Annotated in this window: 10 protein-coding genes and 1 tRNA gene; 10 read left to right on the top strand and 1 reads right to left on the bottom strand. The window is 42.6% G+C overall.

Translation table 11 applies throughout. The features are described from left to right. The first annotated feature begins 403 nt into the window (after positions 1-403). From ACI2JM_RS08175 to ACI2JM_RS08130, 10 genes are all read left to right on the top strand, one after another. Positions 404-479 (top strand) — tRNA-Trp (locus ACI2JM_RS08175). A 51-nt stretch (positions 480-530) separates the two neighbouring features. Continuing rightward, positions 531-1,019 (top strand): preprotein translocase subunit SecE, encoded by a 489-nt coding sequence (gene secE, locus ACI2JM_RS08170; RefSeq protein WP_083475710.1) that lies wholly within the window; start codon positions 531-533, stop codon positions 1,017-1,019. A gap of 57 nt (positions 1,020-1,076) precedes the next feature. Further along, positions 1,077-1,607, top strand: coding sequence for a transcription termination/antitermination protein NusG (gene nusG / locus ACI2JM_RS08165; protein WP_045443893.1), 531 nt, complete (start codon positions 1,077-1,079; stop codon positions 1,605-1,607). A 91-nt stretch (positions 1,608-1,698) separates the two neighbouring features. Beyond that, positions 1,699-2,130 (top strand): 50S ribosomal protein L11, encoded by a 432-nt coding sequence (rplK, locus tag ACI2JM_RS08160; protein ID WP_010201717.1) that lies wholly within the window; start codon positions 1,699-1,701, stop codon positions 2,128-2,130. Next, entirely contained in the window at positions 2,131-2,832 is a 702-nt protein-coding gene (gene rplA / locus ACI2JM_RS08155) for a 50S ribosomal protein L1 (RefSeq protein WP_045443901.1), read from the top strand. A gap of 446 nt (positions 2,833-3,278) precedes the next feature. After that, entirely contained in the window at positions 3,279-3,806 is a 528-nt protein-coding gene (gene rplJ / locus ACI2JM_RS08150; RefSeq protein ID WP_045443904.1) for a 50S ribosomal protein L10, read from the top strand. Between the two features lie 126 nt (positions 3,807-3,932). Beyond that, positions 3,933-4,304, top strand: a complete 372-nt coding sequence (rplL, locus tag ACI2JM_RS08145) for a 50S ribosomal protein L7/L12 (RefSeq protein WP_011514491.1) — start codon at positions 3,933-3,935, stop codon at positions 4,302-4,304. A 725-nt stretch (positions 4,305-5,029) separates the two neighbouring features. Then, positions 5,030-9,148 carry a DNA-directed RNA polymerase subunit beta gene (gene rpoB, locus ACI2JM_RS08140; RefSeq protein ID WP_404643445.1) on the top strand — a complete coding sequence of 1,373 codons (4,119 nt, stop codon included), beginning with the start codon at positions 5,030-5,032 and terminating at the stop codon, positions 9,146-9,148. A 188-nt stretch (positions 9,149-9,336) separates the two neighbouring features. Then, positions 9,337-13,569, top strand: a complete 4,233-nt coding sequence (gene rpoC, locus ACI2JM_RS08135; protein ID WP_404643443.1) for a DNA-directed RNA polymerase subunit beta' — start codon at positions 9,337-9,339, stop codon at positions 13,567-13,569. Positions 13,570-13,736: 167 nt separating this feature from the next. After that, positions 13,737-14,258 (top strand): DUF6586 family protein, encoded by a 522-nt coding sequence (locus ACI2JM_RS08130; protein ID WP_404643441.1) that lies wholly within the window; start codon positions 13,737-13,739, stop codon positions 14,256-14,258. A 185-nt stretch (positions 14,259-14,443) separates the two neighbouring features. Here the strand turns inward: ACI2JM_RS08130 and ACI2JM_RS08125 are convergent, their stop codons facing one another. Next, the gene (locus ACI2JM_RS08125; RefSeq protein WP_404643439.1) at positions 14,444-17,101 is read right to left on the bottom strand and encodes a penicillin-binding protein 1A; all 2,658 of its coding nucleotides are present in this window, start codon (positions 17,099-17,101) and stop codon (positions 14,444-14,446) included. Positions 17,102-17,241: the final 140 nt, after the last annotated feature.

The following is a 17,241-nucleotide window of genomic DNA, read 5'->3' as shown; positions in this document are numbered from 1 at the left end:
GTTGTTGCTAACGTATTGAACTAATCTATTAGTCTCAGTAATGAGCTTGTAAGTTAGTCATAAAAAGCCATCCTTGTTTAAGGGTGGCTTTTTTTAGATCAAATGATCAGGAAATATGGTTATTCTTCGGTAGTATGAACACACCTTTCGTTATCTTAGCCAACATGATTAGCCAGTTATATCTATAACGTTTAGAATTTACTTTCCAATCTATTGTAATTCTTAGCGGAGCTTGCTATATTAACGCTGCTTCTTATTAGTCGCTTGCATCTTCATTTTGTTAAAGTAATGATGATTCAATAGCACATTCAAATAAGAGTAAAACTAGGTAAAAATAATAATTTTACCGCTAAAGGCTTGCATTTTATATCAAATATTGTATAATGCTGTCCTTTACACCCATAGGCGATTGGCTCAATTGGTAGAGCATCGGTCTCCAAAACCGAGGGTTGTAGGTTCGAGTCCTACATCGCCTGCCATCTTCTTATCACATCTTTGTTATACCTCACCATCTCCGAAGCGAGTTCTTTATGAGCAATGATCAAGATAACCTCGAGACTAAGTTATCTGATGCCAAGGCGGGTGCTGGTGGAATGCTGTCTAAAGGTAAGCACATCTCAGCGGGCAATCAAACAACTGCTGTAGAAGTGGCTAAAACAGGCTCAATAAAAGATGTGGTACTGTGGCTACTTGCCGCAGCAGTATTAATCGGGGCGACGTTAGTTAATCAGTATTTACCTGGCTATTGGCAACCTGCCAATGATGTTTGGGTACGTATTGGTATTATCGTTGCCCTTATTGTATTCGCCTTAGTATGCTTGGCATTAACGCATCAAGGCCGCGCTTTTAAAATATTATTGAAAGACGCTGCTGTTGAATTGCGCCGAGTGACATGGCCAGGTAAAGATGAAACGTTTCAATATACCTGGCAGGTCATTGTCATGATTGCCATTGTTGGTTTTCTGGTTTGGTTATTAGATAACTTTTTCAATTGGTTCGTTGGCATCTTTATTGGTTAGTCGCACGTATTAGTGAGCCTTACCCCAAAATTTACTTATAATGATCAGGAGCGTGATATGCGTTGGTATATTGTCCAAGCGTTTTCAGGATATGAAAAGCAAGTACAGCGTTCATTAACTGATCGTATTAATCGTAGTGACTTCGCTGAATCATTCGGTGACGTATTGGTTCCTACTGAAGAAGTCGTCGAAATGAAAGACGGCAAAAAGCGTAAGAGTGAGCGTAAGTTCTTTCCAGGTTATGTATTGATCCAGATGGAAATGAACGACAATACTTGGCACATCGTTAAAGAGTGCCCACGTATTATGGGTTTCATCGGTGGTACACCTGAAACACCAGCGCCAATTACGCAAGTAGAAGCGGATCGTATCTTAAACCGTTTGAATCAGACTGAAACTGACCCACGTCCTAAGACTCTATTTGAGCCGGGCGAAGAGCTGTTGGTTATCGATGGTCCATTTACTGACTTTAAAGGGTTGGTAGAAAAAGTGGATTACGAGAAGTCTAAACTGCATTTAACGGTAAACGTATTTAATCGACCGACTCAGGTCGAGCTTGAATTTAGTAAAGTTGAAAAGCTAGACTAAATCAGCAAAAAAGTTCATCAACCGGGGAGCTGTTAGTCAATAAGGTTTATACCACATTGATTTGGCGCTATTACCCATTTAGGAGAAAATCATGGCTAAGAAGATTGATGGTTACATCAAACTACAAGTCCCTGCAGGCAAAGCAAATCCTTCACCACCGATTGGTCCAGCATTGGGTCAAAAAGGCGTGAACATCATGGCGTTCTGTAAAGAATTTAACGCTGCGACCTCAAACCAAGAGCCGGGTCTACCGATTCCTACTGAGATCACTGTATATAGCGATAAGTCTTTTACTTTCATCATGAAGTCACCACCAGCTGCATACTTACTACGTAAGGCTGCTGGTATCGCTAAAGGTTCTGGTACACCAAATACCGCTAAAGTCGGTAAAGTTGACCGTGCACAACTAGAAGACATCGTTAAGACCAAAGATGCAGATTTAACTGCTGCTGATCTTGATGCTGCTGTTCGTACCATCGCTGGTACTGCACGTTCAATGGGTATTACCGTGGAGGGTGTGTAAATGAGCAAGCTAACCAAACGTCAAAAAGAAATTCAAAGCCGTATCGTACATGAAAAGCAGTATACAGTTGAAGAAGCGGTTCAAATCCTAAACGATTTACCACCTCTTAAATTCAAAGAGTCAATTGATATTGCGATTAACTTGGGTGTTGACCCACGTAAATCTGATCAAGTGGTTCGTGGCGCTACCAACCTACCTGCTGGTACTGGTAAAACCAAACGCGTTGCTGTATTTGCTCAAGGTGCTGCTGCTGAAGCCGCCAAAGAAGCTGGTGCAGATATCGTTGGTTTTGAAGACCTAGCAGAATCAATCAAAGCTGGTAACATGGACTTTGATATCGTTATTGCTGCTCCTGATGCAATGCGTGTTGTTGGTCAACTAGGTACTATCTTAGGTCCACGTGGTCTAATGCCTAACCCTAAAGTCGGTACGGTTACGCCTAACGTTGCTGAAGCGGTTACTAACGCTAAAGCCGGTCAAGCACAGTATCGTGTAGACAAAGCAGGTATCATCCACACGACTATCGGTCAAGTTGGTTTTACTGCTGAGCAAGTAATCCAGAATGCTGAAGCACTGATTGCAGATTTAAGACGTGCTAAGCCTGCTACTTCTAAAGGTACTTTCATTAAGAAAATTACCTTGTCTAGCACGATGGGTCCTGGTCTAAGTATTGATCCAGTTCCATATCGCACAGCAAAATAATTATATATGTGCCTTTATTTGACGATTTTAAATAAAGGCTGCAAAAATATTTTAAAGAATTAGGTCAGCGTAGCAAACGCTATGCTGTCTAAGACCGTAGGTAGAAAGCGGTTTTACGTTTTTATTAATTGTTTTCGGATCATTAGTAATAACAACGAGCTGCTTTTGTTAATCGACGAAAGATGAAAATCTCAATTGTCCTACGCAGACGGTGACCCACCCAGTTGTTGATAAGAGCCGATAGTTCAATCTATCACTTGATGTCATTCTGATAACGGTGCCGTAATCAGTCGTTATGAGTAAATTTATTATTAATAAATATGCTGATAACGTGTCGTATCAAGTCAGTCTAAGCGAATCGTTTAATTATTGAATGCCAATGCTTAAAAGCTTAGGTTTAAATGATTAAATATTCAGCTGATTGATAAGATTAAAGGAGTCAACTTATGGCATTAACGCTAGAGCAAAAACAACAAGTTGTGGCTGAAGTGTCTGAAGTTGCTGCTAATGCTTACTCAGCAGTAGCTGCCGAATATCATGGTATTGGTGTTGCAAAGCTTACTAAGCTGCGCGAACAAGCCCGTGAAAAAGGCGTCGTTTTGAAAGTGGTAAAAAATACCCTAGCAAAACGTGCGTTTGAAGGCACTAAGTTTGAGAGCATGTCAGACCGTATGACTGGTCCATTACTTTTGGCTTTCTCTATGGAAGATTTGGGATCTGCTGCTCGAGTTGTTTTCGAGTTCAGTAAAGATCACAAAGCTTTAGAGACCAAATTGGTATCAGTTGGTGGTGTTGTTTATGGTCCAGAAGAGCTAGAGCGCGTATCGAAGCTACCAACTCGCGACGAAGCAATCTCTATCTTGATGGCTACTATGAATGCACCAGTTACCAAGCTTGTTCAAACTATGAACGCTGTTCCTAGTAAGCTTGTTCGCACGGTAGCAGCAATCAAAGACGCAAAAGAAGCTGCTTAATTGCTTGTTTTAACGTAACTTTGACATCGCCGATTGCACTTTATTGCCAACACTATTTGAAAATTTGGCAAGCAATCCAAGCGATTTTAAAATCAATTAATTTTTATCAGATAACGGAGAGTTCTCATGGCACTATCTAAAGATGACGTGTTAAACGCAATCGCTGAAATGTCAGTAATGGATATCGTTGAATTAATCAGCGCTATGGAAGAAAAATTCGGCGTAACAGCTGCTGTTGCTGCTGCACCTGCTGCTGCTGGCCCTGCTGCTGCTGCTGCTGAAGAAAAAGACGAGTTTGACGTAGTTCTTGCCAGCTTTGGCGAGAAGAAAGTTGGCGTAATTAAAGCCGTACGTGAAGCTACTGGTCTTGGCTTAAAAGAAGCGAAAGATTTGGTTGAAAGCGCTCCAGCTCCAATCAAAGAAGGCGTTAACAAAGCTGAAGCTGAAGAGTTGAAAAAGAAACTTGAAGAAGCTGGTGCAACTGTTGAACTAAAATAAGCTTCGCTTATCTTAGTGTTGTACAAAAAAAGCTGGTAATGCCTTGCATTGCCAGCTTTTTTTTACTATAATTCGTAGCTTGACCTTTTGTGTCTGCCAACAGTCGTATGCAACATCACGGTGGATACCCATCAAAAGGACAGACGATATACATGCAAGCACACATGCCAGTTTTTGAAATCAGTTAATTTAAGCTAAACGTCCATAGATGTTTGGCATTTTTTTGTGTCTGCATGCTTTCCCATTAACACTATAGTTTATACTGATTCTAAAAGTTATAGTTACCCCGATTATTATTAATTCTGAAAAGCTATTAAGTTTAGGTTGTCCGTTTCGCAGGGTATTACTGTCAGTAGTTAGGCTTATAGACGGTACATATCAGCGACGATATTAGTTTTGATAGCAGATAACTTAGAAATACCCTTGAACGAGTCATTTTTTCTTACCTTTATGAGTAAGTTTTGCTTAAAAAACAATATGTTTTAGATGATGTGACATTGAATTTGGTTGTCTGAGTGGTCATATAGACTGACTTAGATACCGATCATAAAATGAAAGTAAGGGTGCTAAGTAAGCACTGATAGCAGAAGTAGTAATTGACAAAAGATATCAACTGAACACGATTACCTGTTTTATATTATCGTTTACGTCGCCAAGTTTGCATCGTATTTATGCACGCTGGCCACGCTTTTAATTTGTTTCCACGTTTACTGTAAGGACTCTCGATGGCATATTCTTATACTGAAAAAAAGCGTATTCGCAAAAGTTTTGCTGAATTGCCCACTGTGATGGACATTCCCTATTTACTGTCTATTCAAGTAGATTCTTACGAGCAATTTTTGCAAGAGCACAAAAAGCCAAAAGCTCGTGAGAATACTGGTTTGCAAGCTGCGTATTCCTCTATTTTCCCAATTGAGAGTCACTCTGGTAACGCAGAGCTACAATTTGTTGAGTACTATTTAGGTACGCCTGAATTTGATGAGCGTGAGTGTATCTTACGTGGCTCAACATTTGCTGCGCCGATGCGCGTCAAAATCCGTTTGATCATCAAAGACAAAGACAGCAAAGATAAAGACAGCAAAGCGGCTATCAAAGATATCCGTGAGCAAAGCGTTTACATGGGCGAGATGCCTTTGATGACGGCTAACGGTACTTTTATCATCAATGGTACTGAGCGTGTTATCGTATCTCAGCTACATCGTTCACCTGGTGTGTTCTTTGATCATGATAAAGGTAAGTCGCATTCAAGTGGTAAAGTGCTTTATAACGCACGTATTATCCCTTACCGTGGTTCATGGTTAGATTTTGAATTTGATGCCAAAGACTTAGTTTTTGCTCGTATTGACCGTCGTCGTAAGCTATTGGCTTCAATTATTTTACGTGCGCTTGGTCTAACAACGTCTGAAATCTTAGATTTGTTCTTTGATAAAGTAGCCGTTTATAAAGGTGAAGAGCAGTTCGAGATTGATCTGGTTGCTGATCGCTTGCGCGGTGAGATGGCTCAGTTCGATATCGTATCACCAGAAGGTGATGTCATCGTAGAGCAGGGCAAGCGTATTAATGCACGCCGTATTCGTCAGCTTGAAGAAGCAGGTATGACGAAGATTGCGATACCTGATGAGTATCTCTATGAGCGCATTTTAGCTGAAGATATCGTGGTGAATGACGAAGTTATCGCTAAAGCGAATACTCTAATTGACCATGAATTATTGGTTAAATTAAGCGCATTTGAAGCCAGCGAGTCTATCAAAGAGTTCAGCATTCTATTCACCAATGATATCGATCAAGGCAGTTATATTGCCGATACGCTACGTGCTGATAGTACGTCAAGCCGTGAAGAAGCATTGATTGAAATCTATAAAGTGATGCGTCCAGGTGAGCCACCAACGGTTGAGACTGCTGAAAAACTATTTGACAGCATGTTCTTTAACGCTGATCGTTATGACTTATCGAATGTCGGTCGTATGAAATTTAACCGCCGTTTAGGGTTAGAGTTTGATAATACTGATGATCCAGACATTCAACGAGCTCGTAGCGTATTGACCAACGCTGATATCGTTAATGTCCTAAAAGAATTGATTGAGATTCGTAACGGTCGCGGTGAAGTCGATGATATCGATCACTTGGGTAACCGTCGTATTCGTTCTGTAGGCGAAATGGCAGAAAACCAATTCCGTGTTGGTCTAGTACGTGTAGAGCGTGCGGTCAAAGAGCGTCTGAGCTCAGCGGAATCTGATAACTTGTCACCACAAGATTTGATTAACTCGAAGCCTGTTGCGGCTGCGGTTAAAGAGTTCTTTGGTTCAAGCCAGTTGTCACAGTTTATGGATCAGAACAACCCATTGTCTGAAGTTACCCATAAACGCCGTGTCTCAGCACTAGGACCCGGTGGTCTAACTCGTGAACGTGCAGGCTTTGAAGTACGTGACGTACATGATACCCATTATGGCCGTGTATGCCCGATTGAGACTCCTGAAGGTCCAAACATTGGTCTTATCAACTCATTGGCAACCTTTGCTAAAACCAACAGCTTTGGCTTCTTAGAAACGCCATATCGCCGTGTGGTTGACGGTAAAGTAACGGATATCATTGAGTATCTATCAGCAATTGAAGAAGTCGGTACGGTCATTGCACAGGCTGATTCACCAGTAACCGGAGAAGGCGCGTTATCTGATGAAATGGTCAGTGTCCGTAGCTATGGTGAATTCGTGCGTATGCCGCCAGAAAAAGTGACGCATATGGATGTGTCGCCAAGTCAGGTTGTATCGGTAGCGGCAGGTTTGATTCCGTTCCTAGAGCATGATGATGCTAACCGAGCGCTTATGGGCTCGAACATGCAGCGTCAGGCGGTTCCTACGCTACGTGCTGATAAGCCATTAGTCGGTACCGGTATGGAGCGTCACGTTGCGCGTGACTCAGGTGTTTGTGTGATCGCTAAGCGTGGCGGTGTGATCGAAGACGTTGATGCCTCACGTGTTGTGGTTCGTGTCAATGAAGATGAGATGATTGCTGGTGAAGCTGGTATTGATATCTATAACCTCGTTAAATACACGCGTTCTAACCAAAATACTTGTATCAACCAACGTATTATCGTCAACCAAGGTGATGCTATTGCTGTAGGTGATATCTTGGCTGATGGTCCGTCAACGGATCTTGGTGAGCTTGCACTAGGTCAGAATATTCGCATCGCATTCATGCCGTGGAATGGTTACAACTTCGAAGATTCTATTCTTTTATCTGAAAAAGTGGTTAAAGAAGATCGTTTCACCACTATTCATATTCAAGAATTGACCTGTGTGGCACGTGATACCAAGCTAGGCACAGAAGAGATTACTGCTGATATTCCAAACGTTGGTGAAGCAGCACTATCAAGTCTTGACGAAGCAGGTATCGTGTATATCGGTGCTGAAGTTGATGCTGGTGATATCTTAGTTGGTAAAGTGACGCCAAAAGGTGAAACGCAACTAACGCCAGAAGAGAAATTGCTCCGGGCTATCTTTGGTGAAAAAGCGGCTGATGTAAAAGACACGTCTCTACGTGTTCCAACATCAAGCAAAGGTACGGTCATTGACGTACAAGTCTTTACTCGTGATGGTGTCGAGAAAGATGCACGTGCTAAAGCGATTGAAAAATCACAGCTTGATAGCTATCGTAAAGATTTAAAAGAAGAGCTACGTATCTTTGAAGACGCAGCACGTGGTCGTATTGGTAATCTATTAGATGGCCAAAAAGTCAGTGGTGGTTCTGGTCTAAAAGCTGGTACGGTTATGGCATTGGCTGATATGAAAGATATGAGCCTTGAGACCTTGCTTGATATTCAACCAGTTGAAGAAGAAATCTCTGAGCGTCTAACGCAAATCGCTGAATACTTAGTTGATAAGCAAAAAGACATCGATGTTAAATTTGCTGAGAAAAAACGTAAATTGACTGCTGGTGATGACTTACAACATGGTGTCCAAAAAATCGTTAAAGTATATCTAGCGGTTAAGCGTCGCATTCAGCCTGGTGATAAAATGGCTGGTCGTCATGGTAACAAAGGTGTGGTATCACGCATCATGCCAGTCGAAGACATGCCTTATGATGAACATGGTAATACCGTTGACATCGTATTGAACCCGCTTGGTGTACCATCTCGTATGAACATCGGTCAGGTTCTAGAGACGCATTTGGGTATGGCAGCCAAAGGTTTGGGCGAGAAGATTGATGGTATGCTCAAATCTCAAGCAGCGATCAAAGAGCTACGTGACTTCTTAGACAAAATCTATAATCAAGTAGGCGGCGAGCAAGTTGATCTTGATAGCTTGAGTGATGATGACATCATGGCGTTATCAGACAACTTACGCGGTGGTGTACCAATGGGTACAGCAGTATTTGATGGTGCAAGAGAGAGCCAAGTCAAAGACTTGCTAGAGCTTGCTGGTATGGACCGTGATGGTCAGCAGACATTATATGATGGTCGTACTGGTCAGAAGTTTGACCGTAAAGTGACCGTTGGTTATATGTACATGCTCAAACTTAACCATTTGGTTGATGACAAAATGCATGCACGTTCTACCGGTTCTTACTCACTAGTCACGCAGCAGCCATTGGGCGGTAAAGCTCAGTTTGGTGGTCAGCGCTTCGGTGAGATGGAAGTCTGGGCACTAGAAGCTTATGGTGCGACTTATACGTTGCAGGAAATGCTGACTGTGAAGTCGGATGACGTTGAAGGCCGTACACGTATGTATAAAAACATCGTTGATGGTGAGCAGTATATGGATCCAGGTATGCCTGAATCGTTCAACGTACTGACCAAAGAAATCAAATCATTGGGTATTAATATTGAGTTAAAACAAACCCATTAAGCACGGCTGATTGAGATTATATTTAACATGGTCTCAGTCAATTATTATCCTTAGTGGTCAACCTAAAAGCAGTATGCGCATCGCTGCTGCTTTTAGTGATTTGTCTCAACCCTATTCATTGCCTTCATTCATCTTATTTGCGTCAATAATACGCTATCAGATGATTATAAAGATAACGGAGAAGCAACTTGAAAGATTTACTCGATATCATGCAAAGCCCTACCGGCAACGGTAATCAAGAATTTGATAGCATTCAAATTACTTTAGCCTCACCTGACGTCATTAAGTCATGGTCACATGGCGAAGTGAAAAAGCCTGAAACTATTAACTATCGTACGTTTAAGCCTGAGCGTGATGGTCTATTTTGTGCCAAAATCTTTGGTCCAGTAAAAGACTTTGAATGTTTATGTGGTAAATATAAGCGCCGTAAGTTCCAAGGCGTTATCTGTGAAAAATGTGGCGTAGAAGTGACGACTGCGAAAGTACGTCGTGATCGTATGGGTCATATTGACCTAGCCAGTCCAGTGGCGCATATTTGGTTCTTAAAGTCATTACCAAGCCGCATCGGTCTATTGCTAGACATGACGCTACGTGATATCGAGCGCGTTCTGTATTTTGAAAGCTATATCGTTACTGAGCCAGGTTTGACTTCTCTAGAGAAGTATCAACTGCTTGATGATGAAGACTATTATAAAGCCCTTGAAGAATTTGGCGATGAGTTCACCGCTAAAATGGGTGCTGAAGCGGTTCAAGACCTATTAAAAGATATCGATTTAGATCTTGAAATCGATGATTTGCGCGAAGCGATTCCGCAAACGGGTTCTGAAACCAAGCTTAAAAAGATGTCTAAGCGTCTTAAATTATTAGAAGCCTTCCGTGACTCTAATAACAAGCCTGAGTGGATGGTGATGAACATCTTGCCAGTACTACCACCAGATTTGCGTCCGCTAGTACCACTAGAAGGTGGTCGTTTTGCGACTTCAGATCTAAACGATTTGTATCGCCGCGTCATTAACCGTAATAACCGTCTAAAGCGTCTGCTTGAGCTGAGCGCACCTGATATCATCGTACGTAACGAAAAGCGTATGTTGCAAGAATCAGTGGATGCCTTGCTGGATAACGGTCGTCGCGGTCGTGCAATCACTGGTAGTAACAAGCGTCCATTGAAGTCTTTGGCAGATATGATCAAAGGTAAGCAAGGTCGTTTCCGTCAAAACTTACTTGGTAAACGAGTTGATTACTCTGGTCGTTCGGTGATCGTTGTTGGTCCAACGCTACGTCTACATCAGTGCGGTTTACCAAAGAAAATGGCACTTGAATTATTCAAACCATTTACTTATAACAAATTATTGTCTCATGGTTTAGCCACCACGATCAAAGCTGCTAAAAAGATGGTAGAGCGTGAGGAGCCGCAAGTGTGGGATATGCTGGCCATGGTTATCCGTGAGCATCCAGTACTCTTAAACCGTGCACCAACGCTTCACCGTTTGGGCTTGCAAGCATTTGAGCCAGTACTAATCGAAGGTAAAGCAATCCAATTGCATCCTTTGGTTTGTACCGCGTTTAACGCCGATTTCGATGGTGACCAAATGGCCGTTCACGTGCCATTGACACTAGAAGCACAGCTTGAATCGCGTGCCTTGATGATGTCTACCAATAACATCTTGTCGCCTGCCAACGGTGATCCAATCATCGTACCGTCGCAAGATGTTGTATTGGGCTTGTACTACATCAGTCGCTCGTCTATCAATGCCAAAGGCGAGGGCATGATTTTTGCCACCGTTAATGAAGCATTGCGTGCGATTGGTTCAAACGATTTGCATGTAAACGCTAAGATCAAAGTGCGTGTCACCGAGACGCATATTGATGAAGATGGCAATGAGACTAAAGAGATCAGCTTAAAAGAAACGGTTGCAGGTCGTTTATTGATCTGGAACATCATGCCTAAAGGTATGTCTTTTGATGAATGTAACCAAGAGATGACGAAGAAAAATATTTCTCGTTTGATCAACTCTTGCTACCGTAAAGTTGGCGTTAAAGAAAGTGTCATGTTTGCTGACCAATTGATGTATCTTGGTTTTGCCCAAGCGACATTGTCTGGTGTGTCTATCGGTATTGATGACATGGTCATTCCACCACTGAAAAAGCAAATCATCGAAGTGGCAGAAGGCGAAGTTCGCGAAATCGAAGATCAATTCGAGCAAGGTTTTGTGACCGCTGGTGAGCGCTATAACAAAGTGGTTGATATCTGGTCACGTACCAATGACAAAGTCGCTAAAGCGATGATGGACAATTTGGCGACAGATAAAATCATGAACGCCAAAGGTGAAGAAGAAGAGCAGAAGTCATTCAACTCTATCTTTATCATGTCAGATTCTGGTGCTCGTGGTAGTGCGGCTCAGATTCGTCAGTTGGCTGGTATGCGTGGTTTGATGGCTAAGCCAGATGGTTCAATTATCGAAACGCCAATTAAAGCAAACTTCCGTGAAGGCTTGACCGTACTTCAGTACTTTATTTCAACGCATGGTGCACGTAAAGGTCTTGCGGATACGGCACTTAAAACGGCTAACTCAGGTTACTTGACGCGTCGTTTGGTTGATGTGGCACAAGATTTGGTTATTACCAGTGATGACTGTGGTACTGAGCAAGGCTTGCTCATGAAACCACATATTCAAGGTGGTGAAATCATTGAGAAGTTAGGCGAGCTAGTACTAGGTCGTGTGACGGCTCGTGATGTGACTTATAACGATGATGCCGATAAGGTATTGATTCCAGCAGGTACTTTGATCGATGAGCATTGGGTAAACGTGCTTGATAACAATGCGATCGATGATATCTGGGTACGCTCAGTTATTACTTGTAATGTTGAGCATGGTGTTTGTTCACAGTGTTATGGTCGTGATTTGGCTCGTGGTCATAAAGTGAATATCGGCGAATCAGTCGGTGTTATGGCGGCACAGTCTATCGGTGAACCAGGTACTCAGTTAACGATGCGTACATTCCACGTGGGCGGGGCAGCAAGCTCAGCATCAGTGGATAACAGCATCTCAGTTCGTAGTGCTGGTCAAGCGCATTTCGAAAACATGAAAACGGTTCAACATACCGATGGTCACTTAGTCATCGTATCGCGTTCAGCTGAAATCGCCTTGACCGATGAGCTTGGTCGTGAGCGTGAGCGCTATAAAGTGCCTTATGGTTCTAGCGTGCTTGTGAAACACGAAGATCAGGTTGATGCTGGTCAAACCATCGCTAAATGGGATCCGCACACGCATCCTATTATCACAGAATTTGCTGGTACTGCACGCTTCAGTGAGATTACTGATGGCTTAACTGCTACCGTAAAAGTTGATGATGCGACTGGTATGAGCTCATTTGAGATTCTTGCTACTCGTGACCGTTCAAGTTCAGCAAAAGACTTACGTCCTGCGATTATCTTGAACACTGATGAAGGTAAAGAAGTGGTTTACTTCTTACCAGCTGAAACCATCATTCGCGTCAGCGATGGTGAAAAAGTAGCAGCTGGTTCGATTTTAGGTCGTGTACCACAAGCCTCTTCAGGTACCAAAGATATTACCGGTGGTCTACCACGTGTTGCTGATTTGTTCGAAGCACGTCGTCCAAAAGATCACGCCATCATGGCAGAAATGACAGGTGTGGTTAGCTTTGGTAAAGAGACTAAAGGTAAAAACCGCTTCATCATCACCAATGAAGATGGTGAGATTCATGAAGAGCTAATCCCGAAATGGCGTCAAATCAACGTCTTTGAAAACGAAACGGTAGCACGTGGTGAAGTGATCGCTGATGGTCCACAGAATCCACATGATATCTTGCGTTTGAAAGGTCAGACTGCACTTGCTGATTACATCGTTAACGAAGTACAGGACGTTTATCGCTTGCAGGGTGTAAAAATCAACGATAAACACATCGAAGTGATTATTCGTCAGATGCTGCGCAAAGTTGAGATTACCGATGGTGGCGATTCAAACCACTTCAAAGGCGATCAAGCAGAGTACTCTGATATCAAAGCATTGAATGCGAAGCTGGAAGCGGAAGATAAATTCCCAGTACAGTTCGAGCGTCAATTACTAGGTATCACCAAAGCAAGTCTGGCAACAGAAAGCTTTATCTCAGCAGCATCCTTCCAGGAGACGACCCGTGTACTAACTGCGGCTGCCGTGACTGGTAAAGTGGATGAGCTACGTGGTCTGAAAGAAAACGTGGTCGTTGGTCGCTTGATTCCTGCTGGTACTGGTCTTGCTTATCATAAAGCACGCAAAGAGAAAGCGGAGCAAAAACTGCTAGATAAAGATCTTAAAGCAGGGTTTGACAATGCAGCATTTGATATGTCAGCGAGCAGGGATAGTAAAGACTTTGCAAGCTTTGATGAAGCCTTTGCACAAGAGCTTAATCAAGATAATTAATAGTATTAAGCGTCTTTGATTTATTGTTAATGTGATAAAAAGCCAGCCTAAGTTGCTGGCTTTTTTGTGTGTGCAATAAAGTGAAAAATGCATGGTACTGTTATCTAAAAAAATAGTACACTGGAAAATATGCCCTAATTTACACTTCATATAAGGATAAGTCGCAAATGGCAGGTAAAACCCGCGTTGCCAAATATCAAGCAGATCGAACCAATCAAAAACTGTATTTCTGTCGTCTATCCTGCCAAGCAGCGGGAAGTACCGATGATAAGCAGCTATACCAAGCCCATTGTGAAACTGCTATTTTTCATCTATACGGTGCCTTTATCGCATTTACCCAAGAGCTAGGTTATTTTTATAGTTTAAACATGAGCGCACCAACATTGTCAGATATTGAGCAAGCATTGAGCGAGCGTACCCAAGTATCGCCTGAGATTCAGCGGTTACAGCAGTTACAGCAGCAGGGTTTTTTGGCCAATATAGAGCGTGCGTATCAGCGTTGTCTGTACGCCGTGCCGCCAGATACTATCGTAGATCAAACACCAAGCAATACTGCCTCACCTGATCTTATTGTTAACGTTGTGACCTTGTCGAATCAATGGCTGCCAGATGAGACGACAATACGAGAATGGCGTCAGCAGTTTTTAGAGCTGATTGAGCAACTACGTGCTGGTATGGTTGAGTTCTAAAAATAGTTATTAAAATTTTATCTCATTTTTATCACCATTTTTAAAATGAAGACATGTCCTAGTTGACTGATGACTATCCTTTAATAGAGTGGTATTGAGCAAAGTATTAATTATAAAAAAGGCTTATTTAGCGAGTGCTAAATAAGCCTTTTTTTGCGTCATAAGTTTATATCATTAATGGTTGTCTACTCTGGTATCGGTGGCATGCGCTCAACGGGTGTTACCGATAAAGGGTTTTGCGGCACACTATCATTACTACGACTGTTACTAGGTTTGGCTGCTTGAGAGCTAGTTTGTACTTCAACAGGCTCAGCTGGTGGTGATTTACGCTGTTGAGTCTGCGTCTTAACTGGTTTTTCTGATTCGCTGCTATCCGTATCTTCATCATCGGCCAGAATACCATCATCAGTCATTTCTATAATTTTTTGCTTTTGTTTTTTCGATTTGGCGCGGTTATTGATAGACACCCATTGATGAGGCGTGTCTTTAAGTTGGGCTTTCATAAAATCCATCCAAACGGGTAGAGCTGCCACACCACCATATTCGCGACGACCCATGGTTGATGGTTGATCAAAACCCATCCACACGACAGTTGCATTGGTAGGATGAAAACCTGCAAACCAAGCGTCTTTTGCTTCATTGGTGGTACCGGTCTTGCCACCAATATCATCACGACCTAAAGCCTTGGCTCGTACTGCCGTACCACGCTGTACGACGTCACGTAAGATATCTGCCATCTCAAAAGCGACTCTGGGTTGTAAGATTCGAGGTGCTTGCTTAGCCACTGCATATTGAACCGCTGGTGCTTTTAAGCGATCGGCCTGTGGACTAGCATCATAAACCTTTAGATTTAGCGCTTTACCGCTTTGTTCAATGTTATCAATATCATCATTGTTCTCTAAATTTTGTTCTTTAACCATCACTTCATCATCGATAGCACTGTCTTCATTTTCAATTGACTTCTTATAATCTTCGATGAGATTTCTATTGAGGTCTTCAAGTTTTTCATTGAAGCAGGTGGCACACGCTTGGCGTGGGTTTGCCTGAAAGAGGAGGTTATTATTATAATTATAAATTTGTTCGATAAAATACGGCTGTACACGGTGACCGCCATTTGCAAACGTGGCATAAGCTGTTGCCATCTGTAATGGTGTAGCCTGTCCTGTGCCTAGCGCTAACGACAAAGTCGTCGGCAGCTTTTCTTTATCAAGACCGAATTCATCTAACAGGTCGCGCACATCAGAGATGCCCACAGCCTGTAGCAATCGAATAGACACTAAGTTACGTGACCGATATAGAGCACGACGTAAAGTAATATCTCCCAAAAATCTTCCATCAGAATTTTTCGGTTTCCAATCACCTACTTGAATCGGTCGATCCGAAACAATGCTATCTGGGCGATAGCCTTTTTCTAGAGCAGCGGTATAGACAAGTGGTTTAATGGTTGAGCCTGGTTGACGCCAGCCTTGTAGAGCACGATTAAATTTACTGTGATTAAAGTCAAAGCCACCGACCAATGCCTTAACAGCACCAGTTTCTGGATTCAAGGAGACCAGACTTCCTTGTAGTTTGGGAATTTGTCCCAACTGCCAATTACCATTCGCGGTCGGTATCAAACGAATGATATCGTTTTTATTGACAATTTGGCGGGCGTTGTCAGGAAAGTAACCGATACGATTGGCAGAAATATACTTGCGTGCCCAGCTCATCCCAGACCAACCAACGGTCACATTTTCACCAGAGGGCATTGTCGCCTCAAAACTGCGAGCATTCACTTTGGTGACTTTGGCGGGAGTCATATTACTATAGCGGCGGAAATTTTCTAGCGGTTCATCATTTGCTTCAGCTCCGCGCCAACCATGACGATGTTCGTAAGCCACCAAACCGGTCAGTACCGCCGCTTCCGCATCTGTCTGTGCTTTGCTATCAACCGTAAGGCGTACCCGCCATCCACTATGCATCACTTGCTCACCATAGCGATTGACCAATGTAGAGCGTGTCATTTCTGCCAAATACGGCATATTGACGTCGAGCTTCTCTTTATAGAGGTTAATGCCTACTGGTGAGCTGATCGCTTCGTCGCGTTGTGCTTTGCTGATATAGCCTAACTCGTGCATGCGTCCAATGATCCAGTTGCGGCGAGTCAGCGCGCGACTGGGATTGGCAACAGGATTATATTTAGAAGGGGCTTTGGGCAGACCTGCCAACATTGCTGTTTCAGCAATAGTGAGGTTTTCTAAGGATTTACTATAGTACTTCTTGGCCGCGGCGCGGATACCATAAGCGCCTTCGCCTAGATAGATTTTGTTGACATAAAGCGTCAAGATATCATTTTTACTGAGCTCATCTTCTATTTTACGTGCTAAAAATAGCTCGACCAATTTACGATTTAAGGTGCGCTCTGGACTTAAGAAGTAGTTCTTGGCAACCTGCATAGTAATGGTAGAGCCACCCGTTTGGCTGTCGTCATCAGTTACTACTTCTGTCACCGCGCGACCAAGACCCTTAATACTAATACCACTGTGCTGAAAAAAGGACGCATCTTCTGCTGCTAAAAAAGCATGAGTCAAATTTTCAGGAATATCTTCAAAAGTAATTGGTAAAGACAAACGGTTACCATATTGGCCAATAAGTTTGTCATCACTACTATATATCTGTAATGGCATCTCTAAATTTGCTGTTTTAATCTCTTGAATGCTAGGTAGGGTAGGCGATAAATACATTGCCATCCCATAAAAACCAATGGGCACAGCAAGTGCTAGGATAACTGCCAATGCCAAGCAGGCGATAACAAGCCCCACCAAAAAGTGAATGAGACGGGCGGTAGCATTTTTTTTGGTCATAAGAAGACTTATCAATTAAAATTTGCAACAGGTAATGTATTATACCTTGAACAAAATCAGCAGGTCATAATAAATGTGTAAGTTGACCTTAATAACTTATTTAAATGCTTGAATCTATCTGTTAAGTAAAGTATTGTACT

Source organism: Psychrobacter sp. NPDC064578 (genome assembly GCF_044901245.1).
Taxonomy (GTDB): Bacteria; Pseudomonadota; Gammaproteobacteria; order Pseudomonadales; family Moraxellaceae; genus Psychrobacter; species Psychrobacter cibarius_C.
This window is presented reverse-complemented; position numbering and strand designations above follow the sequence as displayed.

Bases quoted from the DNA above. Each gene is read 5' to 3' on its own strand.
- secE (WP_083475710.1), top strand. From the start codon at position 531: ATGAGCAATGATCAAGATAACCTCGAGACTAAGTTATCTGATGCCAAG.
- nusG (WP_045443893.1), top strand. From the start codon at position 1,077: ATGCGTTGGTATATTGTCCAAGCGTTTTCAGGATATGAAAAGCAAGTA.
- rplK (WP_010201717.1), top strand. From the start codon at position 1,699: ATGGCTAAGAAGATTGATGGTTACATCAAACTACAAGTCCCTGCAGGC.
- rplA (WP_045443901.1), top strand. From the start codon at position 2,131: ATGAGCAAGCTAACCAAACGTCAAAAAGAAATTCAAAGCCGTATCGTA.
- rplJ (WP_045443904.1), top strand. From the start codon at position 3,279: ATGGCATTAACGCTAGAGCAAAAACAACAAGTTGTGGCTGAAGTGTCT.
- rplL (WP_011514491.1), top strand. From the start codon at position 3,933: ATGGCACTATCTAAAGATGACGTGTTAAACGCAATCGCTGAAATGTCA.
- rpoB (WP_404643445.1), top strand. From the start codon at position 5,030: ATGGCATATTCTTATACTGAAAAAAAGCGTATTCGCAAAAGTTTTGCT.
- ACI2JM_RS08130 (WP_404643441.1), top strand. From the start codon at position 13,737: ATGGCAGGTAAAACCCGCGTTGCCAAATATCAAGCAGATCGAACCAAT.
- ACI2JM_RS08125 (WP_404643439.1), bottom strand. From the start codon at position 17,101: ATGACCAAAAAAAATGCTACCGCCCGTCTCATTCACTTTTTGGTGGGG.